Raw genomic sequence first — 19,696 nt, forward strand, 5'->3', positions numbered from 1 at the left:
TTTAATAATTCAGATTATAGAAACATCAAGAAAATTTTGACTTTTCCTTAATTTACTCCTATAATGAATAAAAACACTAATGAATGGAGAATAATCATGAAATGGTTTCCTTTGTTGGCAGGAATTATAGCCTGTCTTGCTGGTTTTTACCTCTTTACTAACCCTTTGGTGACAGTAGCAACGGTTGGCTGGTTCTTAGCTCTCTTCGTCCTCATCTCTGGTATTACTGGGCTCATGGCCTATTTCACAACAGATAAAGAATACCGCAGCCTTTGGTTCCTTGTCCAAAATATCCTGTCTATCGTCTTTGGCTTTATCTTGCTATCAAGCTCAGCCTTCTCTTTATCAGGTGCGGTCATCACTATCTTAGCCTATTGGGTACTGCTTAGCGGCCTCTTGCGTTTATTTGGCGGTCTGCAACTGAGAAGGCTAGGCTTCCCTGGAGCTGGGGCTTCTTTGGGCTCTGCCATCATCGCCATTATCTTTGGTCTTGTCTTACTCGGTCAACCTATCCTGACTGCAGCTATCATCGGACGTTTTGTCGGACTGCTTTTCATCGCCATTGGCATCTCATCTATCTACACCTTTTTCACCCTTCGCTAAAAGAAAAAAGCGCAGCCTTGAGGTTGCGCCTTTTATTTTAGAAGAGCCTTAAGCTCTTGATAATTCTTGATGGTATAAGTGGGAATAGCAGAGCTGCTATTTTCTTTGGATGCAGGATTGTACCAGACGGTGTCTATGCCAGCATTATTTCCCCCTTGGATATCAGCAATCAGGCTATCACCAACCATGAGAGCCTGCTTCTGATCAAAAGCAGTGATACCAGAAGCTACCGCTTGATAGAAAGCAGTATCTGGTTTTTGGGCACCCACCTCATCCGAAATAAAAATGTGTTCAAAGTGCTGAGCAATATCCGAATTAGCTAAGCGCCCTTTTTGAATCTTGGCCACGCCATTTGTCGCACCAAAAATCTGGTAATTTTGCTCAGCCAATTCTGCCAACAAATCCGTAGCGCCAGGCAAGGTCTGCCCCTGCTGACTAAGAAAATCTTGATAACGATAGGCAAAAGCCTTGCCATCCACTTCCTGCCCAAAATGAGCAAACAAACGAGAAAAGCGAGTATTGACCAAGTCTTTCTTAGAAATTTTCTTTAATGCCAAATCATCCCAGAGAGCCTTGTTCATGGGAATATAGAAGTCCTTGTAGGCTTCAATATCGTCCACACGCGCCTCTGCCAAAAGCTCGGTTAATGCCACATCCTCCGCCGCATCAAAATCCAGCAAGGTGTGATCAAGGTCGAATAGTAGAAATTTGTAAGACATCGTTTTCCTTTCTCTTCTGCCAAAATATCTTTGGGATTTTGGCAAACATAGAGTCTGATCTGAAATTGGCAGGTTGTCTGCTCACCATAATGATTAATCTTTTGTGAAGATGACTCTACTGACATTATAACAAATCACCTTTACTCATTCAAAGAATCAAAAAGATATTGGTCCGCTCCTAGCCGTCCCATTTTCTCCTTTCCAAAACTGTTCAGATTGATTTCCCATCCACCAACAAGTATCCAGAAATGGTCTGTTTGGCTGAGATTCCTCGAACAAGGAAGAGGCAATCACTTTATTTGGATTAGATATTTTAACCTTATGTTATCAAACAGCTACTCAATAGTGATTTTTAACCCATTGCAGATTTTCATTGCTACTGAGTAATCTGATTTTGATAAGAGTCAGTCAAGTCCTAGTAAGTTTTGGCACTAGCTATTTCTCGGAGGACAACATTTTACACAGTAAAAAACACAAGTCAATCAGCACAAGAAGGTGCGGGCTGGCTTGTGTTTATTGTTGGAGTTGGCGAAACAGCTTACCAGCTTACTTTCGCCTTATCCTTATTTGAAAGTGGTGATTTTTTCAGCTGGAATCCGAACAGAGTCAAAGCCTGTTTCCTTGGCTTTACCGATAGATAGCATCATGACGGGAACATAGCGGTTAGCGTCAAGACCGAATGTTTCTGCCATGTGTTCTGGGTCAAATCCTGTCATGGGGTTGGTGTCATAGCCATGAGCACGCGCCACCAGCATTAGCTGCATGGCTGCTAGACTGGCATCCATTTTGACCACTTCACGCATTTGAGCCTGTGACAATTGGTCATACATCGGTTTGATGGCAGCAACCTGATAGTCACGTACTTCCTTAGGCATCTTCCCTTCAGCTACGGCACGGTCGTAAATAGCATCTGTGTATTCTTGTGGCTGTAAATCACCAAAAATCAAAATCATGGCTGCTGAAGTATCATTTTGCTTGGTGTTAAAACGGACCAAAGGACGCAACATTGCTTTAGCTTCATCACTGTCCACCACGACAAAGCGCCAAGGTTGCAGATTAACAGAAGATGGTGCTGTTAAGGCCTCATCAAGCATTTCCAACATCTCTTCCTTACTTATCTTGACTTTTTCATCATAAACCTTAACAGACTTGCGACCAAATATAATCTCTTTAAAATCATTTGTCAGCATACTACTAGCTCCTTCCATTATTAAAAATAGTCGCGCACGACAGTCTTCTATTCTAAACCTCATCAGAAAATTTGTCAAAGATTTTGACTAATACCCTTTTCAAATAAAGATTGGCAAATTCTTTTGAACAATAATGCGGCGTCAAAAAAAGACTTTCTCATCAATCTAAGGACAGCAAGCGACTGGGTGCACAAAAATACCAACTTAGGCTATAATAGAAGGAGAAAAACAGAGGAGTTCCAAATGAAGATTGATGATTTAAGAAAAAGTTCAAATGTTGAGGATCGCCGCGGAGAATCTGGCAGGTCTTTTGGGGGCAATGGCGGAGCTGGTTTTCCCATTTTACAGCTACTCTTTATGCGTGGAGGTTGGAAGACTAAACTGCTTGTTCTGCTTATCCTGCTGGCGCTAGGAGGTGGCGGACTGTCAGGCATTTTCAATGGCAGTCAAACTAGCAATCATTACCAGTCTACCAATGTCAGTCAACAATCAGACAGTCAGGCGACTAAGGAGCAGATTGAATTTGTCTCTAAAGTGCTGGGATCAACTGAAGACTTCTGGACAAAGGAGTTTGAAAAGGAAGGACTTGACGCCTACCAAGATCCCAAGTTGGTCCTTTATACGGATTCCATCCAGACGGCCTGCGGGCAGGGACAGGCATCCATGGGACCTTTCTACTGTTCAGGCGACAAGAAGGTTTATCTGGACATTTCATTTTATAATGACTTGGGCAACAAATACGGAGCTAAGGGAGATTTTGCCATGGCCTATGTCATCGCTCATGAAATTGGCCACCACATCCAGACCAAGTTAGGTACTATGGCAAAATATAATCAAGACCGTCAAAGCTTGTCCGAAAAAGAGGCCAACGCTCTTAACGTTCGCCTAGAACTGCAAGCTGACTACTATGCAGGTGCTTGGGCACACTATGTGCAAGGACAAGGCATTTTGGATAAGGGCGATTTTGAAGAAGCCATGACCGCTGCCAATGCGGTCGGAGATGACACCTTGCAAAAACAGGCTTACGGTTACAGTGTGCCTGACAGTTTCACCCATGGCACATCTGAGCAACGTCAGCACTGGTTCCAACGAGGCTATCAATACGGGGATATTGAGCACGGTGACACTTTCAGCACCACCAATCCATAAAGCAGAGCAAGCCAAATTCACTATCCAAACAGCCTAATACAAATAGATAAAGAACAAGAGCACTGAAATATCAGCGCTCTTGTTCTTTATCTATGCTATGTCCTGCCCAACTAATAGCCATTCGCAAACTCAGACAAGTCGTTTCAGAGGTATAGTGGCCCATCAAAAATTCTGACGAACAGATTCAAAACTTGCAGCAGCCCAGCAAACTTTTGATGAGCAGATTCAAGATTGAGGCTACCCGTCAAAAATTTTGATCAACAAATTCAAAGCTCCGGCTAATGGTCAGCTTCTCAGATAAGTCCTGTTCAAAAAGAGGCAAGCTAGCAGAAAGAGTAAATGAGTATGGCTTTAAGTTTGACAAGTCACTATTCTACTTTTAAGGTGGGATGAAAAATGCAAAGTAGCGTAAATTTTTCTGGTTGAGCCAGTGCACAAGAAGAGCAAGGATTCCCTAGTTTCTCAAATCTATTAAACTTTGCAAAACCTGTCTTTCAACTAATTCTAAGTCTCTGTTTTCATCCTGACTCGGAATATTAAGAAAGTGACGTTGAACAATATAGGTAAAAAGTGGGCCGACAAAGATTCTGATAATATCTAGGTCAGAGAGGTCTTTAGCTATAGTTGGATTATTCTTTCTTAAGTTGGCGATAAGTTGATGAGTATCAAGGAAAACCTTTTGAAAATCTTTTAGGATGATCTGACGAAGACCAAATGAAATAAAGATTTCCTGAGAAACAATTTTCACAAGATCAATATTAGCAGAAACAAAGGCATAGCGATCTCGAACAAAAAAGTGAATCATATCCTCTAAGTCTGAAAGACTTGTTAGTTTGTCAATGAAAGGACGACCAACCAACTCAACCATTGGCTCACAGATGCCTAATAACAAGTCTTCCTTGGTCTTAAAATATTTGAAAATAGTGGCCTGACTAATGCCAGCCTCCTGAGCAATTTGCACAGTTGAGGTGGCATGATAGCCTTGCTTTGCAAACAGTTTAATACCGGCCAGCATGGCTTTCCTACGTCCTGCAGGCATTTTCAAAGTTTCTAATTGTTCAGCATAAGTTGGAAAATGGAATTTTTCTACCATAATAGTCTCCTTACAAAATTATTATACCTTACGATACCGTCTTAACCCAAATACATTTAAAATGTTCAGAGTGAGTAGGAAAATTAAGAGAACCCCTAAGTCTGCATCAATACTTGACCAACCCTTACCCCAAAGCATAACTTGAGTGAGAGCATGACCTGAATAGGATAAGGGGAGGAATTTTCCAAGTACTTGCACCCAATCCGCCATACTATCTAACGGAATGAGACCTGAGAAAAAGAGTTGTGGAATGACAACAATCGGAATAAACTGCATCATTTGGAATTCAGACTTAGCTAAAGTAGACAATAAAAAAGAAAAACCAAGTTAGAGTTCAACTAACTTGGTTTGATGGTTTATGGCGTAAATATTCCCATCGCTCTCTTTCTGGCTTTCCCAACTCACTTCATGCGCTCGCTCAGCTTTTCTACAAAGAGATAGGCTGCGGGACAGAAGAGGGTATTTTTAATCGTTAGGTGGTTAATTTGGTAAATTTTCTTGCGGTCTGTATGGGGAAAGGCTGCGCAGGCCTTGGGACGAACATCATAGATGTCGCAGAGATTATCTGGCCCCAGAAAAGGACAAGGCATGGCCTGGAAAACCTTATCACCGTCTTCGTCAACTTTCAAATATATCTCCTCAAAGACTGGTAATTTCATGCGAAAATGTTTGGCAATGCGCGTAATGTCAGCCTCCGTAAAATCAGGCCCCAGCGTCCTACAACAATTGGCGCACTTGGTACAATCAATCTCATTAAAAACCTCCGTGTGAATTTCCTGTACTAGCTTGTCCAGATTCTTAGGTGATTTCTTCTTAAGACTCGCCAGAAATTTTCGGTGCTCCTTCTGCTTTTGCAGGGCTAAGTCATGGTATCTCTCAATATCTATCGTTTGTGTCATAGGCTTCTTTCTAAGTAAAGTAACTTATTAGCATTATAGCATAAAATAGCTATCTCATCAGGTGAGCAAAAAATCCACCTCAAAAGGCGGATTTTTACCTTAGCGCACCTCTGCTCCGACTTGTTCTGTCAAAGCTTTGGTGATTTTTTCCATGTATTTAGCGACTTCTTCATCAGTCAAGTTGTCAGTTGGATTTTGGAAGGTCAAACTGTAAGCCATTGATTTGAAGCCTGCGACAATGTTACTTCCTGCATAAACATCGAAAAGTTTGATGCCAGTCAAACGTTTCACACCAGCAGCCTTGATAGCTTCAACGATATCCTTGTGACTTGTTTCTGCTGAGACAAGCAGGGCGATATCTCGTGAAACTGCTGGGAATTTAGTGATTTCAACAAAGACATGGTCATTACTCAAGTTTGCTTCAACAGCAGTCAAATTGATTTCAGCCACATAAGTTTCTGGAACATTGTAGTTTTTAGCTGTTTGCGGATGCACTTGCCCTACAAAACCAACCGTTTGACCATCTAGCAAGATAGCTGCTGTACGACCTGGGTGCATGCTTGCCAAACCTTTTTCAGCGACAAAGTCAAATGTCAATCCAAGTTTGGCAGCCAAGGCTTCCACAATACCTTTAGCATAGAAGAAGTCAACTGGCGTTGCTTTGGTTTGGAAATCTTTCTCAGCAACCAAGCCAGTAAGAGCAAAGGCAAATTTTTCAACCTCATTTGGTAATTTTTCTTTTGGATTACCTGGTTGTTCAAAGACTTTACCGATTTCGTAGATAGCAAGATTGCTATTTTTACGAGCGACATTGTAGGCTACCGTATCCAGCATACCTGATACAACGTTTTGGCGAAGAGCAGAGCGTTCAACAGACATTGGCCACATGAGCTCGGTCACATTTGTAGGAACTGTTGTAAATTCAACGGCTTTTTCAGGTGTTGTCAGAGCATAAGAGATAATTTCTGATAAACCAGCACCTTCAGCAATCGTACGCACTCTGCGACGGAGCTTTTGTGTCACGGTCAATTCACCAGCAGTAGCACCAGCTTCTGGAAGTGTAGTTGGAAGTTTTTCATAGCCGTAAATACGAGCAATCTCTTCCACTAAGTCAGCTTGGATTGAAATATCCCAACGACGACGCGGTACAGAAACAGTGAATTTTTCCGCATCGCCTGTCACACCAAAACCAAGTTTGGCAAAAACATCTTCAATGTCAGCGTATGTCAATTCAGTTCCCAAGCGAGTGTTGACATAGTCCAGCGTTGTTGAGACTTGGACTGGTTCAGTCGGTACAGAACCTGCAGCCACTTGACCAGCAAGGACTTGACCACCAGCCAAGTCAGTCAACATAGCAGCTGCAAAGTCAAGAGCTTCTGCAACAGTCGCATAGTTGATGCCTTTTTCAAAGCGTGACGAGCTTTCTGAACGAAGATTGAGACGGCCACTTGTTTTACGGATTGATGTGCCATCAAAGACTGCTGCTTCAAGGACAACATTTTTAGAAGTTTCATCAATCTCAGTTGATTGACCGCCCATGACGCCGGCAAGAGCAACAGGCTTGTTATTAACCGTAATCACCAAGTCACCAGCAACTAATTCACGTTCTTCACCATCAAGTGTCACAAGTTTCTCACCTGCGATAGCCTCACGCGCCACGATGGCAGAGCCATCAAATTTATCCAAATCAAAGGCGTGCATTGGTTGTCCGTAAGTCAAAAGCACATAGTTAGTGACATCGACCACGTTATTGATTGGGCGGATACCTGCATTCATGAGCCTATTTTGAAGCCACTGCGGGCTTGGTTTAACGGTCACATTTTCGACCACGCGGGCCATGTAAGTCAAGACCTTGTCGGATTCAATAGCAACGGAAATTTTGTCAGCCGCTTTATCAGCTACTTCTATCACTGATTTCTCTTCAAAATGCACATCTTTGCCGTAGATAGCAGCTACTTCATAGGCTACCCCACGCATAGAAAGAGCGTCTGCACGATTTGGCGTGATGGAAAGTTCGATAATTTCGTCATCCAAATCAAGGTATGGGAAAATGTTATCGCCAGGAACAGCATCTTCAGGCAAGATTTGGATACCATCTGAAAATTCCTTTGGAATAATGCTGTCTGGCAAGCCAAGCTCTTGCAACGAGCAAATCATCCCAAGAGACTCCATGCCACGGATTTTCCCTTTTTTGATTTTGTAGTTGTCAGCGATGCGAGCACCTGGTACAGCAACGATAACCTTGATGCCTGCTTTAACATTTGGCGCACCGCAGACGATTTGGCGAGGTTCCTCATCACCAGTGTCCACTTGGCAAAGGTGTAAGTGTGTTTCGGGCACATCTTCACATGATAAAACGTGCCCTACGACCAATTTTGACAAGCCTTCAGCCGGTGTTTCCACACCTTCAACTTCAATACCTGTTGTTGACATTTTTTCAGCAAGTTCAGCCGTTGTGACATCCACATCGACCAATTCTTTTAACCATTTGTATGATACTAACATGTAATCTCTTTCTGTCTTTATTCTTTTGATACTTTTCTTTTGTCGTGGCGGAAGCAAGCGACTCACAACGGATGAATGGTCAAAACTAGACTTTTCTCTCTAGCACCTTTGATAACATTTTCAAGACGCCAAAATATCCCTAAACTAAGGGCTGAGATTTCGAGTTTTTTCACAACTAATCATTACTTTGTTATTGCTAGTCATTCCACTACAAAGAAAAATTATTTTTACTTGCGCTCACCTTGTTCGCGCTGTTGCTGCGATTAAGCTAAGTGAGTTTTTCTTCCTTAGACCACTACTTCAAACGTTTTTTGAGTAGCCAGTCGGTGTCTACTTGTTCTCCGACAATGAATTGATGTTCGGAGAATTTTACAAAACCGAAGGATTCGTAAAGGTTTTGGGCTTTATAGTTAAATTCCCACACGCCTAGCCAAACCCAATCCAAGCCTGATTGATAAGCTCGGTCCATGGCAAATGTGAAGGTTGCCTTACCTAGTCCCTGGCCTTGAAAAGCTCTTAGAACATAAATCCGTTGGATTTCAAAAGCACTCTTCAATTCATGCTCTGTCTGCGCATCACCCCAATTGACTTTGAGATAAGCAGCTAAGTCTTCACCAAGATAGACAAGGTAGGTTTCCGATTCTGGATGTACAACTTCTGCTTCCAAGACTGACAAGGCATAGGTTTCTTGGTAAAATCTTGCCAAGTCTTCTTCAGAACTCTCATTTCCAAAGGTTTCACCATAGGTTTGAATAGCTATGGCTTGGAGAGCATCAACATCCTCAAGTCCAGCTCGTTTAAAACTGATTTCAGCCATGACTTAGAACTGTTCTGTAAAGCGAACATCCCCTTGATAGAAGCCACGGATGTCGTTAATGCCATAGCGAAGCATGGCAATACGTTCTTGACCTAGACCAAAGGCAAAGCCAGAGTATTTTTCTGAGTCTACACCAGACATTTCCAAAACACTTGGGTGAACCATTCCAGCACCAAGGATTTCAATCCATCCAGTCCTCTTGCAGACGTTACAGCCTTTACCACCACATTTGAAACATGATACATCAACTTCAACAGATGGCTCAGTGAATGGGAAATAAGATGGGCGAAGACGAATTTTGCGGTCGGCACCAAACATTTTTTGTGAAATCAACTCAAGAGTCCCTTTAAGATCCCCCATCGAGATACTTTCACCGACAACCAAACCTTCGATTTGGTGGAATTGATGCGAGTGAGTTGCATCATCAGTATCACGACGGAAAACGCGCCCTGGTGAGATCATCTTCAAAGGCCCCTTAGAAAAATCGTGCTTATCCATGGTACGCGCTTGGACTGGTGAAGTGTGTGTACGAAGCAAAATTTCTTCAGTGATGTAGAAAGTATCTTGCATATCACGCGCAGGATGGTCCTTTGGTAAATTCATACGTTCAAAATTGTAATAATCTTGTTCAACTTCGTAACCATCAACCACTTGAAAGCCCATGCCTAGGAATATATCTTCAATTTCTTCGCTAGTTTGTGTCAAAACATGACGGTGACCGAGGTTCATTTGACGGCCTGGCAAGGTCACGTCGATACTTTCAGACTCCAGCTGCGCCTTGATTTTAGCAGCCTCAACAATTTTAGCCTGCTCTTCAAAGGCTTGTGTTAAGACATCACGCACTTCATTGACTTGTTTGCCGACAACAGGACGAAGATCGTTTGACAAATCTTTCAGCCCTTTAAGTAACTCTGTCAAAGAGCCCTTTTTACCCAAAACAGAAACACGCAAATCTTGCAATTCCTTAGCGTGGTTACCGTTCATTTCTTTCAATTTTGCTTGAGTCGAAACTTTCAACTCTTCCAATTGTGCTTGTAAATCCATTTTCCCTCCAAAAAATTTGAATAGCTAACTAACAAAAAAACGTGCCAAAACTCCATTGTCGGAGCGTTGACACGCGGTACCATCCGTTTTTATCTGATAATCAGACCTCAATTAGTGTTCCTTTAGTGAGTGAATTCACTAAACTTTCATCTAGTTGGCTTCCAGTCCACGACCAACATTCCCTGACAGATTGCCATAAAGCTACTAGTCTCACAGAACAGTATTTAATTGATTCTATTCTAGCAAAAAATTAGAATTTTGACAAGGTAGGCTTTTAGTTCTCCTTGATCTCCCCCGAATAATAATTAATGGTCAAGCCATTCTGCACATTGGGAACAAAAACATTAAATTCTAAACTGCCGTCTGAAGACTTGGCTTCCAGATGACTGCCACTGGCAATGAGATTGTCCCCATCATAAATCAGAGTAACACGGTAACGGACACGTTTATTATTATCAAGAGCCCGACGGACAAGTCCTTCGTAGTAATTTTGCCCCGTTGACTCCGGACTGCTGGCCTGATTAGCCCAAGCCGTCTGAACCGCAACGTTTTGAGCATTACTGGTTGAGGCATCGAAGCCTCTCAAACCACCAACCAAAGCGTAACCCAACAAATGCCCCCGGTCAATAGCGTGGTCATAAGCCCCCGACAAGTCGTGTAGCTGATGCCACCCCGCTGGCGTCCACGAAGTCGAACCATTTCCCGTCTCCTCGCGATTACGATATTGGCGCGTTGACCTTGCCAGCAGAGCATTGGCAACCGATGGCACTGTCTGCCCCTGCACAGTCTTAGTTCGATTATTAGCATAAGGCTGGCTAGATACCTTGGCATCAAGTTTGGTTTTATTATTATTGATGATAAAAGCTCCCGCTTCATTCCATGTGATGTCTGCCCCCAATTGTTCCTTGACAGATGAGCTCAAGACGCTTGAAGCTAGCGCTTTAGACGGTGTTTTGTCTGAACTGTCGCTACTGACATGAGAAATACGCCTTGACTGAGCCCTCTTGTCCTGACTAACCAGTCTCGTTGCCACTTGCTTAATAGGATTATCTTTAGGCAACACATCGCTGGTAGCGATAAAAGTAACTAACAGGGTCACAAGGACTGCCACTGTTGACCAGATGGATTTCTGTGTCTTTTTTTTCTTAGCCATTATTTCCTTTCATAGAAAAAGTAGGTCAAGCCTACTTTCCTGTAAATTTATTGATAATTGACACCCACTTTTCCGTTGATAAGATGGAGAAGGGATTCTTCCCATCGCCAAACACACTGTAACCCAACATAAGCCCGATGGCCAAGAAGAGGACACAGAGGACAGCGACTAAAAGAACCAAGAGACATTGCTTGAGAACATAACGCCAACCAGTATTCATTTTAGGCCTCGCTTACTCGCTTGATAGAAGCTCCTAAATTAGCTAATTTTTCATGGAATTTATAGTAACCACGATCCAAATGGGTCAATTTACCGACAACAGTTGTTCCATTGGCCACCATCCCTGTTAAAATCAAGGCTGCACTGGCACGCAGGTCTGTTGACATAACAGGTGCTCCCTGCAAGTCATTACCACCATGAATCATGGCCGTGTCACGCAGAATTTCTGAGTGTAAGCCCATGCGGCGCATTTCTTCCAAATGTTGGAAACGATTTTCAAAAACTGTTTCAATCATCGTCGACTCACCATTGACAACGGCCATCAAGGCTGTGAACTGAGCCTGCATATCGGTTGGGAAACCTGGATGAGGGAGGGTTTTCACTGTAACAGGTTTTAATTTGGCTGTATCTGATTTAACACGAATTCCCCTTTCTTCCTCGGTTACTTCAACGCCCATTTCTTTAAGTTTCAAAATCAAAGGACGATTGTGTTCCCAAACAGCATCTTTAATCAAAACATCACCAGATGTCATAGCTGCAGCAACCATAAATGTTCCTGCTTCAATACGATCTTGAACCACATCATGTTCTGTACCATGCAACTGGTCAACACCTGTGATGGTCAAGGTTTCTGTCCCTGCTCCCCTGACCCTAGCGCCCATTTTGTTAAGCAAAGTAGCTAGGTCAACGATTTCTGGTTCACGCGCAGCATTTTCAATGACAGTCGTCCCTTCAGCCAGAGTAGCTGCCATCATAAGGTTTTGAGTGGCTCCCACAGATGGGAAATCCATGTAAATATGTGCCCCCTTTAATTTGTCAGCTGTCGCTGTGATATCGCCACCAAACTGAGTGATCTTAGCTCCCATAGACTCCAAGCCCTTAAGGTGGAGGTCAATGGGACGGCTACCAATGGTACAACCGCCAGGCATAGAGACCTTAGCATGACCATTTCGAGCTAAAATCGGCCCTAAAACAACGATGGAAGCACGCATCTTGCTAACGTATTCGTAAGGAGCAATATCCAGAATATCACCAGAAGCGTCAACAACCACCTCATTTTGATCTTCATTGAAATCAACCTTGATATCCAAGCCGCGAACCACATTATTCATGGTAAAGACGTCAGACAAAATTGGTACATTTCTTAAAATAGTTTTTCCTTGAGTCGGCAAGATAGTCGCTGCCAATAGCGGCAAAACAGCGTTTTTAGCACCTTCAATCGTTACCTCACCTTGTAGGCGTGTATTGCCTCCTTCAATTATGATTTTATCCACAATTTTCTCGCTTTCTTAAATGTTCGTAATAAGATTATACCATAGTTTGACCTTTACTGTCTTAATGAAGCGTTGTAAAAATGGTCTGACAAACAGTGATGATTTCCAACATAAAGTGACTAACTAAATAACCCAAGCCAATACTCAATAAAATCAGGAAAACTCGCAAACGCCCCACATTTTCTTGGGGTGATTTGAGAAACTTAGCCCAATCAAAAGTGTTCAACAAAAGCTGATGCACCATCGTAATAAAAATCATGTGACTCAACAAGGTCACCATACTCGATAATAATTCCATGGAAATATTATACCAAAATTAAGAACACTTAGCCATTTACCAACGAGACTGGAAATACTGGTGCCTTTTTAGATAATACCTATAAAAAACTCTGGTCAAAATCAAATACTAAGCTGAAAGTAATAACAGCCGACCAGATAAAACTTGCTCCTACCATTAGATGGACTTTTGCTAGTTTTATAAACTCGCTTCCATTATTTGACGGGCTTGTTCTGACCCATAAAACTCAATCCCACCGTGCGATAGCATTTTTGACTCTGACAAGCCTCGTCGTAACATATGAAAACTAGCTTTAACTCTAACAGTCTCCGTTGCAACATGCAAAAATTAAATTCTGATATGGTAACTCTCATCGTACGATGCAAAGATGTTAAAAAATCAGCTGGTCTTTGATGACATATACTTGAAGAAATCCATTACAGGGACATTGTTTATTGCAGTAACAAGCACCTTAAAACAAAATAAAGAGGACTTAATCCTGTGCAATACAGAACTAAATCCATAGATCAATTTATCGTCTGACTTTTGAGGTGACGTTCAGCACTGTTCTTTTTTATTCATCAACGCATAGTAACAAATTCTTCGGCGCCAGTTGGGTGGATAGCGACTGTATTGTCAAAATCTTCTTTTGTTGCTCCCATCTTGATAGCAACAGCAAAGCCCTGAATCATCTCGTCTACTCCGTATCCGATACCGTGGAGACCAATCACCTTTTCTTCCTGACCAAGGGTCACTAACTTCATCTTGCAAGCTTGACGATGCCTAGTCACTGCCGTGTACATTGAGGTAAAGGTTGAGCGATAGACTTTGATATTTTCCTGGCCGAATTTAGCAATGGCTGCTTCTTCAGATAAACCAACAGAACCGATGGCAGGATGGCTGAAGATAACAGTAGCCACATCCTTGTAGTCCATCTTAGCATTTGGTTTATTGTTAAAAAGACGTTCTGACAGCTGGCGACCAGACTTAACAGCAACTGGTGTAAGTTCTAATTTTCCATTGACATCGCCCAGCGCATAGATGCCTTCAACGTTAGTATTTTCAAATTCATCAGTAGCGATGAAGCCCTTGTCGTTGAGTTCAACGCCTGTTTTTTCCAAGCCGAAGCCTATCACATTGGGACGGCGACCAATGGCCCAGATAAGCGTATCAACCGTGTATTCTTCACCATTTTCCAAGATAAGGGTCAAACTATCATCCTCATTCTTGATAACTTCTTTAGGAACAGAAAAAGTATGTAGTTCAGGACCATCTTCCTCCATAGCATCAACTAAGGTTTTGATGATTTCCTTGTCAAAGGTGCGCAGAGGACGGTCTTGACGAACAAAGAGATGCGTATCGCTCCCCAACGCATGCAGCACACCAGAAATTTCAACAGCGATATAACCTGCTCCCACAACAGCTGTACGCTTTGGCACAGCATCTAATTCAAAGAAGCCGTCTGAGGTAATACCGTACTCGGCTCCAGGAATATCTGGGTAAAGAGCATGTCCCCCTGTCGCAATGAGAATATGTGGAGCGGTATAAAGCTCACCTGCCACTTCGACTGTATGAGTATCCACAAAAGTCGCATAATCATAAATACGCTCAACCCCATTGCTGTCAAAACCACGCTCGTAAGAAGCGTGGATGCGGTCAATATAGGCCTGACGATTAGCCTTAAGCACATCAAAATTAAAAGCATCTGTTGTCAGGTCAAAGCCATAATCAGCAGCATAATTATTGATAGTTTCGGCAACCTGAGCACCATACCACATCACCTTTTTAGGAACACAACCTACGTTGACACAAGTACCCCCAACTTCCTTGCCTTCAAACAAAACAACCTTAGCTCCATGCATCGCCGCACGATTAGCGGAAGCAATTCCACCAGAACCGCCACCGATGACGATGTAATCATATTCTTTTACCATTTTACTTCTCCTCGTAGTCAATAATAATCCTACTGTATCATAAAAGAAGGGCTGCCGCAATTATCTGATATGGAAATTGTACCAATCAGTTAAAATGCCAAAAATCCTGAATAGCATCATAGTTTTAACTTACTAATTTGACTCTATAATGTCTGTAGTGGGTAAATCTCATTTAGATATTATGGAGCTTTTAAAATGTATAAAGAAATCCCATATGACTTATAATGAAAAACGTTCAAACAACTCACTAGAAAGAGTCATATGGAACTGCTAGGTTATATCAAAAATTGATTGACATCAAAGACCCAATATCACTTTGGATAAAAAATATGACCAACTCTCCATTCATCAAGAAGATCATGCCAAACTAGACTACTATGTACCTCAGTGCTCTGCCTGTCAAGAAAAAATGGACTAGAACAACTTCCAAAGTTCCTACAAAATTCCCTACCTCAAGATGATTGGTTTCAAAGTGCTCATCCGTCTTAATTAAGTGTAAATCTTGTAGGAAAATGGCTGTCGCTAAGACCTCTTTGATCATAGAAAAGCATCAGATTTCCAACATCATTAATCACAAAATCACTGAGAAACTTATGAGCCATGAAGCCATGATCAGGATTGCTGATGACCTGTCCGTTTCTGTCTCAACTGTTTACCGCCAGCTAGAGCGCTTTGAGTACAGGACAGATTTAACTTGGTTAGCCGAGAATATGTCGTGAGATTAGTATGCTTTTAAGGAAGGAAAGATGAGTTTTATTGCACAAGATTTCGATTATAGCAAAATTATCGCTATCCTCGATGGACGCACTCAGGCTGTCATCAAAAAACACTTCATACGCTATTTCCACAAGGTTCATAGCCGCATCAAAGTCATCACTATAGTCATGTTTGGCTCCTACTATTGCATCGCTAAATTGCTGTTTTCCTAACGCGAAAATCGTTCTTGATTGATTCTATATCATCCAAATCATGAACCAATTTGGCTGTAAATCGTACGAATGCAAGACTTTAGAAAATCATTCTGATTCTCTCTTTACTAGACAAACTAATCCACTTCAGCTGATAAAGAGATAAAATAAAGAGAATCAACAAAATCAAGCTGTAACTCCAGAGGAGCTGCCTCTCCCATATATTTCAAGTATTAAAACACCACCCAAAAACGATTTTTCGGTTGAGGATAAGCGGATACTTATTTACAACTTCTTCTTTTATAATAGAGAGATACAGAGTGTTTAGTTGATAATCAGCAGAGCTAATAATAGAACGAAGAAGATATCATCAGTCAATAAATCAGGTGAGAAAAATCTCCCACCGACTAGAAGGGAGAGAATCCGGATAAGATTCAAAATTTGGTAGAGTTTTTCATTGGCTGTCCTCCTTAGCTCGTAGGCGTTGCTTCAACTCTCTTTTACCCTTGAAAACGAGGATAAGCATGATAAGCTCATAAATGACAAAGAAGACTAGGAAACAGTGCAGGAAAAATTCTTCAGGCAGGATCCAGATGACAGGATCCGTCGCTGGATTGAAGAGCCAAGAAGAGTCTCCTGGAAAAAGCACTTGATGAAAAAGGGTAAAAAAGGTATCAAAACCTGTCAAAAGCGCTGCTAGACCGATGATAATCGGAGCTAATGCTGCTGTTATAAATACTCTCTGATGGAGGAAAAGTGATTTTTCTGCTCTGCTATTTTTCAAAAAACGCCAAGTAGGGAGGGACAAAAGGACAAAGACGGCCTGCGCTAGATGAAAGAGATGCTTAACATCCGCAAAATGCTTAAGACCGCTCTTTGAGGAGTGAAAAGCAGGCAGGGATAAACGATGGGCGAAAGGATTAGTTAGGTAGTTCATGAGGATGTTAAAATTGCTCAATATAGTCTTTTTTGTCAAAAAGACGACCTTTTCTAAACCCAGATAGGAAACTTCTAGTGGATAAATGAACCAGGCCAGATAAATGGTCAGTAAAACGGCCACCGATAAAAGCCAAAGCCAAGTTGTAAAAGTCCACCATCTAATTTTCATCGAAATCCCACTCATCTAAACTAGCCAAGACATGGTCAGGCTGAACTGGCAGCGTTGACACCTCCTCTGGCTTAGTAAAACCTGTTGTCACCAACAAGGTTGCGATGTCATTTTTGATACCTGCCATGATGTCCGTTAGGTAATTATCACCCACCATGATGGCTTCATTACGCTCAACACCCAAAACTTCCAAGGCCTTATTCATGATAATAGCCTTTGGTTTTCCGATAATAACAGGCTCCACGCGCGTGGCTACTTCAATCAGCTTGATAATAGAACCTGCGCCTGGCATAAGACCACGCTCAGTTGGAATATTGAGGTCTGGGTTGGTACCGATGAAGAGAGCACCCTTTTGAACAGCCAGTGTCGCGATAGCCAATTTGTCATAGGTTACTTCCCAATCCAAACCGACTACCACGTAGGCTGGATGCTCCGTGTCTTCCACGAAACCAGCTTCAGCTATGGCTTGTTTAAGCCCCACATCACCGATAACATAGGCTGTCTTACCGCGGTTCATATCTTTCATATAATCCACAGTCGCCATAGTCGCTGTATAAATTGTTGGCAGAGGCGTCTTAACATTAAAACCTTTCAGCATTTCCTGAACCATCTCAGGCGTACGCGTTGTGTTGTTGGTCACTAGAAGATAAGGTATTTTCTTTTCTTGTAGGCGTGCAATGAAACGCTCCCCTGCTGGAATACGGTCTTTCCCCTTGTAAATAGTGCCATCCAAATCAATCAAATATCCTTTATAGGTCATTGGTTCATCCTTTTCTAAAATTTATTACTAACAATCTATCTGCGACTACCAATGGTTGTCCTTTGAAGAACAAGCATCCGCTCACTATTTTACCTTCCAGTCAACTATAGCTTGAGCGTGGAGGCCACCTTCTGATCTGATTTCATGCTTACTAGTCAAGCCATCCATCTCCACACAAGAATGGATATCAGTGCCATAATGAATTTCCTTGATATATTTGAGGTGGATGCGATGAGGTACATGTTGACTTAGAAAGTCTAACTCCATCACTTCATAAAGCCACTCAAAATACTTGCTATTGTTGACATGACCATTCATATCAAGATCAAAAAAGCGGACATGGTAAAGAGTTTCTGTCGGATTATCCAGCTGGCTGTACCTTGGACCTCGGATAATTTTTTTGATCTTTTCACATTCATAGACTTTGACAATATCATCCACAACAGTATGAACCTTGCGCGTATCAAAATCCATCAGTACAAAAGTGGAATGAATAGTCATGATTTGTTGGCCATCTTGACCAAAAATTCTAAAGTCGCGGTAACAAAACAGCTTATTGTAGGCTATCGCTTCTGTCTCAATCTCAATAGTCTCAGCATACTTGGGCAGGCGGTCAATTTCAATATCATACTCAGTAATAATCCAAACTAGGTTGTATTTATTGAAAATAACATCATCGCTAACGCCCAATTTTAAGGAATGCTTGCCCGAAATTTGTAGTGCCAAAGAAAGCAGTTGAGGCAACTTCATATTTTGATTGACATCAGATTCGTAAAAGGGAACCTGATAAGCTTCTCGATAAGTTAATGCCATGTTTTACTCCAATATAAATTTTTCAGCAACATTGTCTCCCAAAAAGAGACCTTTTTTAGTCATTCGAACAATATTTTTATCTGGTACTAACAATCCCTGTTCTTGTAATTCTGCCACGACTTCACCATAGCGGTCTGAAAAGGAGAGGCCGAATTTTTCTTCAAAATGCTTGATGGACACGCCTGTTCTTTTCCGAAGGCCAAGGAAAAGTTCCTCTTCCATCATTTCTTCCTTGGTTAGAACTTCCTCAGACAAGCGGACATTACCCTCGGCTACACCTTTAAGGTAGTGCTGAATAGGACCTCGATTGCGGTAGCGAATGCCATCAAGATAGCCCGATGCTCCTGCACCCACACCATAATATTCTGCATTATCCCAATACATGAGGTTGTGGCGGCTTTCAAAACCTGGCTTAGTAAAGTTTGAAATCTCATAGTGCTCAAAACCCTGAGCTTCCACTTCAGAAATGATATAGTCAAACATCTCCGCTTCTAAATCTTCCGTTGGCAAATTGAGCTTACCGCGCCGCATTTTGTTCATAAAAACGGTGTGGTGTTCTAAAATCAGACTATACAAACTCAAGTGAGGTATATCAAGTGCCAGGGCCTTAGCCACATTCTCACGAACGTCCTCCATGGTCTGACCAGGCAAAGCATAAATCAAATCAATGGAAATATTATCAAAACCTGCCGCCTTCAATCGGTCAACGCTCTCATAAATCTGAGCCTCATTATGGCCGCGCCCAATTTGCTTGAGGTGACGGTTGTTAAAAGTTTGCACACCCAAGGACACACGGTTAACCGATGATTTTTCCAGCACCGCTATTTTCTCAGGCGTCAAGTCACCAGGATTAGCTTCAATGGTAAGCTCCTCTAACTTACTTAAATTCAAATTTTTAGTCAAATGGCTGAGCAGAAAGTCCAGTTGTTCAGCCGAGATGGCTGTCGGTGTTCCTCCGCCGATGTAAAGCGTCCGCAACTGGCTAATCTCGTAACTCTCAAACTCACGAATGAGAGCCTGCAAATAAGCATCCACAGGCTGATTTTTAATAAAAACTTTTGAAAAGTCACAATAATAACAGATTTGTGTGCAAAACGGAATGTGCACATAAGCAGACGTTGGTTTTTTTAACATGCTCTTATTTTAACATTTTTCAAAAAGAAATGAGGTATTTTAAGTTAAAAACTTTTTGTCTTGACAAGAAAAAGTAGACAGTGTATACTTGTTGAAA

The 19,696-nt window shown here is 42.0% G+C and carries 20 protein-coding genes and 1 pseudogene; 4 read left to right on the forward strand and 17 right to left on the reverse strand.

All coding sequences use genetic code 11. The features are described 5' to 3' along the window. Positions 1-96 precede the first annotated feature (96 nt). Positions 97-603 carry an HdeD family acid-resistance protein gene (locus A3GS_RS0100785; protein ID WP_018363529.1) on the forward strand — a complete coding sequence of 169 codons (507 nt, stop codon included), beginning with the start codon at positions 97-99 and terminating at the stop codon, positions 601-603. A 32-nt stretch (positions 604-635) separates the two neighbouring features. On the opposite strand, the gene pynA is transcribed toward A3GS_RS0100785, so the two are convergent. Together pynA and A3GS_RS0100795 are read right to left on the reverse strand one after the other, a co-directional pair. Then, the gene (gene pynA / locus A3GS_RS0100790) at positions 636-1,322 is read right to left on the reverse strand and encodes a pyrimidine 5'-nucleotidase PynA (RefSeq protein ID WP_018363530.1); all 687 of its coding nucleotides are present in this window, start codon (positions 1,320-1,322) and stop codon (positions 636-638) included. A 563-nt stretch (positions 1,323-1,885) separates the two neighbouring features. Next, the gene (locus A3GS_RS0100795; RefSeq protein WP_018363531.1) at positions 1,886-2,512 is read right to left on the reverse strand and encodes a nitroreductase family protein; all 627 of its coding nucleotides are present in this window, start codon (positions 2,510-2,512) and stop codon (positions 1,886-1,888) included. Positions 2,513-2,755: 243 nt separating this feature from the next. Between A3GS_RS0100795 and ypfJ the strand changes: the two genes are divergently transcribed. Then, a complete protein-coding gene (gene ypfJ / locus A3GS_RS0100800) occupies positions 2,756-3,661 on the forward strand; it encodes a KPN_02809 family neutral zinc metallopeptidase (RefSeq protein ID WP_018363532.1) in 906 nt (301 codons plus the stop codon). Positions 3,662-4,115: 454 nt separating this feature from the next. On the opposite strand, the gene A3GS_RS0100805 is transcribed toward ypfJ, so the two are convergent. From A3GS_RS0100805 to gorA, 11 genes and pseudogenes are all read right to left on the reverse strand, one after another. Next, entirely contained in the window at positions 4,116-4,754 is a 639-nt protein-coding gene (locus A3GS_RS0100805) for a TetR/AcrR family transcriptional regulator (protein WP_018363533.1), read from the reverse strand. A gap of 21 nt (positions 4,755-4,775) precedes the next feature. Then, positions 4,776-5,081 (reverse strand): annotated as a pseudogene (locus A3GS_RS12605) (ABC transporter permease); the annotation flags it as partial. 74 nt (positions 5,082-5,155) lie between these two features. Then, positions 5,156-5,653 carry a YkgJ family cysteine cluster protein gene (locus A3GS_RS0100815; protein ID WP_018363535.1) on the reverse strand — a complete coding sequence of 166 codons (498 nt, stop codon included), beginning with the start codon at positions 5,651-5,653 and terminating at the stop codon, positions 5,156-5,158. 99 nt (positions 5,654-5,752) lie between these two features. Further along, complete coding sequence (gene pheT, locus A3GS_RS0100820; protein WP_018363536.1) at positions 5,753-8,158, reverse strand: phenylalanine--tRNA ligase subunit beta; 2,406 nt, start codon at positions 8,156-8,158, stop codon at positions 5,753-5,755. A 295-nt stretch (positions 8,159-8,453) separates the two neighbouring features. Continuing rightward, positions 8,454-8,975: a GNAT family N-acetyltransferase gene (locus A3GS_RS0100825; RefSeq protein ID WP_018363537.1), complete on the reverse strand. Its 522-nt coding sequence runs from the start codon at positions 8,973-8,975 to the stop codon at positions 8,454-8,456. 3 nt (positions 8,976-8,978) lie between these two features. Beyond that, the gene (gene pheS / locus A3GS_RS0100830) at positions 8,979-10,019 is read right to left on the reverse strand and encodes a phenylalanine--tRNA ligase subunit alpha (protein WP_018363538.1); all 1,041 of its coding nucleotides are present in this window, start codon (positions 10,017-10,019) and stop codon (positions 8,979-8,981) included. Between the two features lie 274 nt (positions 10,020-10,293). Then, positions 10,294-11,172 (reverse strand): DNA/RNA non-specific endonuclease, encoded by an 879-nt coding sequence (locus tag A3GS_RS0100835; RefSeq protein WP_018363539.1) that lies wholly within the window; start codon positions 11,170-11,172, stop codon positions 10,294-10,296. A gap of 31 nt (positions 11,173-11,203) precedes the next feature. Continuing rightward, complete coding sequence (locus A3GS_RS0100840) at positions 11,204-11,392, reverse strand: DNA-directed RNA polymerase subunit beta (protein ID WP_018363540.1); 189 nt, start codon at positions 11,390-11,392, stop codon at positions 11,204-11,206. A 1-nt stretch (position 11,393) separates the two neighbouring features. After that, positions 11,394-12,665, reverse strand: coding sequence for a UDP-N-acetylglucosamine 1-carboxyvinyltransferase (gene murA / locus A3GS_RS0100845; protein WP_018363541.1), 1,272 nt, complete (start codon positions 12,663-12,665; stop codon positions 11,394-11,396). 61 nt (positions 12,666-12,726) lie between these two features. Beyond that, positions 12,727-12,963 carry a DUF1146 family protein gene (locus A3GS_RS0100850; protein WP_026216213.1) on the reverse strand — a complete coding sequence of 79 codons (237 nt, stop codon included), beginning with the start codon at positions 12,961-12,963 and terminating at the stop codon, positions 12,727-12,729. Between the two features lie 560 nt (positions 12,964-13,523). Continuing rightward, positions 13,524-14,876, reverse strand: a complete 1,353-nt coding sequence (gene gorA / locus A3GS_RS0100855) for a glutathione-disulfide reductase (protein WP_018363543.1) — start codon at positions 14,874-14,876, stop codon at positions 13,524-13,526. Between the two features lie 512 nt (positions 14,877-15,388). On the opposite strand from gorA, the gene A3GS_RS0100860 reads away from it, so the two are divergent. Both A3GS_RS0100860 and A3GS_RS11240 read left to right on the forward strand, forming a co-directional pair. After that, positions 15,389-15,595, forward strand: coding sequence for a hypothetical protein (locus A3GS_RS0100860; RefSeq protein ID WP_018363544.1), 207 nt, complete (start codon positions 15,389-15,391; stop codon positions 15,593-15,595). A gap of 27 nt (positions 15,596-15,622) precedes the next feature. Continuing rightward, positions 15,623-15,805, forward strand: a complete 183-nt coding sequence (locus tag A3GS_RS11240) for a transposase (protein ID WP_018363545.1) — start codon at positions 15,623-15,625, stop codon at positions 15,803-15,805. A gap of 433 nt (positions 15,806-16,238) precedes the next feature. Here the strand turns inward: A3GS_RS11240 and A3GS_RS0100875 are convergent, their stop codons facing one another. The 4 genes from A3GS_RS0100875 to hemW all read right to left on the reverse strand — a co-directional run bounded on the left by A3GS_RS0100875 (position 16,239) and on the right by hemW (position 19,599). Then, positions 16,239-16,892, reverse strand: coding sequence for a TIGR01906 family membrane protein (locus tag A3GS_RS0100875; protein ID WP_018363546.1), 654 nt, complete (start codon positions 16,890-16,892; stop codon positions 16,239-16,241). Then, positions 16,882-17,652 carry a TIGR01457 family HAD-type hydrolase gene (locus A3GS_RS0100880; protein ID WP_018363547.1) on the reverse strand — a complete coding sequence of 257 codons (771 nt, stop codon included), beginning with the start codon at positions 17,650-17,652 and terminating at the stop codon, positions 16,882-16,884. Before A3GS_RS0100880 ends, A3GS_RS0100875 begins: the two co-directional genes overlap by 11 nt. 84 nt (positions 17,653-17,736) lie before the next feature. Continuing rightward, positions 17,737-18,465, reverse strand: a complete 729-nt coding sequence (locus tag A3GS_RS0100885) for an acyl-ACP thioesterase domain-containing protein (protein WP_018363548.1) — start codon at positions 18,463-18,465, stop codon at positions 17,737-17,739. A gap of 3 nt (positions 18,466-18,468) precedes the next feature. Next, entirely contained in the window at positions 18,469-19,599 is a 1,131-nt protein-coding gene (gene hemW, locus A3GS_RS0100890; protein WP_018363549.1) for a radical SAM family heme chaperone HemW, read from the reverse strand. Positions 19,600-19,696 lie beyond the last annotated feature (97 nt).

The sequence above is a fragment of the Streptococcus caballi DSM 19004 genome, assembly GCF_000379985.1.
Classification (GTDB): Bacteria; Bacillota; Bacilli; order Lactobacillales; family Streptococcaceae; genus Streptococcus; species Streptococcus caballi.

Bases quoted from the DNA above. Each gene is read 5' to 3' on its own strand.
- A3GS_RS0100785 (WP_018363529.1), top strand. From the start codon at position 97: ATGAAATGGTTTCCTTTGTTGGCAGGAATTATAGCCTGTCTTGCTGGT.
- pynA (WP_018363530.1), bottom strand. From the start codon at position 1,322: ATGTCTTACAAATTTCTACTATTCGACCTTGATCACACCTTGCTGGAT.
- A3GS_RS0100795 (WP_018363531.1), bottom strand. From the start codon at position 2,512: ATGCTGACAAATGATTTTAAAGAGATTATATTTGGTCGCAAGTCTGTT.
- ypfJ (WP_018363532.1), top strand. From the start codon at position 2,756: ATGAAGATTGATGATTTAAGAAAAAGTTCAAATGTTGAGGATCGCCGC.
- A3GS_RS0100805 (WP_018363533.1), bottom strand. From the start codon at position 4,754: ATGGTAGAAAAATTCCATTTTCCAACTTATGCTGAACAATTAGAAACT.
- A3GS_RS0100815 (WP_018363535.1), bottom strand. From the start codon at position 5,653: ATGACACAAACGATAGATATTGAGAGATACCATGACTTAGCCCTGCAA.
- pheT (WP_018363536.1), bottom strand. From the start codon at position 8,158: ATGTTAGTATCATACAAATGGTTAAAAGAATTGGTCGATGTGGATGTC.
- A3GS_RS0100825 (WP_018363537.1), bottom strand. From the start codon at position 8,975: ATGGCTGAAATCAGTTTTAAACGAGCTGGACTTGAGGATGTTGATGCT.
- pheS (WP_018363538.1), bottom strand. From the start codon at position 10,019: ATGGATTTACAAGCACAATTGGAAGAGTTGAAAGTTTCGACTCAAGCA.
- A3GS_RS0100835 (WP_018363539.1), bottom strand. From the start codon at position 11,172: ATGGCTAAGAAAAAAAAGACACAGAAATCCATCTGGTCAACAGTGGCA.
- A3GS_RS0100840 (WP_018363540.1), bottom strand. From the start codon at position 11,392: ATGAATACTGGTTGGCGTTATGTTCTCAAGCAATGTCTCTTGGTTCTT.
- A3GS_RS0100850 (WP_026216213.1), bottom strand. From the start codon at position 12,963: ATGGAATTATTATCGAGTATGGTGACCTTGTTGAGTCACATGATTTTT.
- gorA (WP_018363543.1), bottom strand. From the start codon at position 14,876: ATGGTAAAAGAATATGATTACATCGTCATCGGTGGCGGTTCTGGTGGA.
- A3GS_RS0100860 (WP_018363544.1), top strand. From the start codon at position 15,389: ATGGCTGTCGCTAAGACCTCTTTGATCATAGAAAAGCATCAGATTTCC.
- A3GS_RS11240 (WP_018363545.1), top strand. From the start codon at position 15,623: ATGAGTTTTATTGCACAAGATTTCGATTATAGCAAAATTATCGCTATC.
- A3GS_RS0100875 (WP_018363546.1), bottom strand. From the start codon at position 16,892: ATGAAAATTAGATGGTGGACTTTTACAACTTGGCTTTGGCTTTTATCG.
- A3GS_RS0100880 (WP_018363547.1), bottom strand. From the start codon at position 17,652: ATGACCTATAAAGGATATTTGATTGATTTGGATGGCACTATTTACAAG.
- A3GS_RS0100885 (WP_018363548.1), bottom strand. From the start codon at position 18,465: ATGGCATTAACTTATCGAGAAGCTTATCAGGTTCCCTTTTACGAATCT.
- hemW (WP_018363549.1), bottom strand. From the start codon at position 19,599: ATGTTAAAAAAACCAACGTCTGCTTATGTGCACATTCCGTTTTGCACA.